The organism is Sulfitobacter sp. UBA4523 (assembly GCF_002388305.1).
Classification (GTDB): Bacteria; Pseudomonadota; Alphaproteobacteria; order Rhodobacterales; family Rhodobacteraceae; genus Sulfitobacter; species Sulfitobacter pontiacus.
Map to the genome: position 1 here is coordinate 1 of NZ_DGMH01000058.1, position 290 is coordinate 290.

The 290-nt window shown below is 60.0% G+C and carries 1 protein-coding gene; it reads right to left on the minus strand.

Annotation, left to right across the window (positions count from 1 at the left end; genetic code table 11):
* Window positions 1–290: IS66 family transposase zinc-finger binding domain-containing protein (locus B3849_RS14100; protein WP_286780313.1), on the minus strand; the 290-nt coding region annotated here is incomplete at both ends.

A 290-nucleotide genomic window follows, 5' to 3' on the forward strand; every position in this document is an offset into this window, starting at 1 on the left:
CGGCAGGTGAACTTCTCCCGCACTGTTTGGATCACTTTCCACTGGCGGGGGATCACTTCAAGCGTCTCCGTGATGTCCTCGCCCAACTTCACGATCCGGTCGGAACCACAGCAGGAACAGTTGGTCGGGGCCTCAACCACGACACGTTCGCGCGGCAGATGGTCAGGAAAGGGTTTGCGCACTGGCTTGCGCCGCGTGAAGGCGCGCACCGCGCTGGTCGTGTCTATAATAGCGGCTTGTTCAGCTGCCAACGCATCCTCTATGGCTGCCGCTTCCAATTCCTCAAGCTG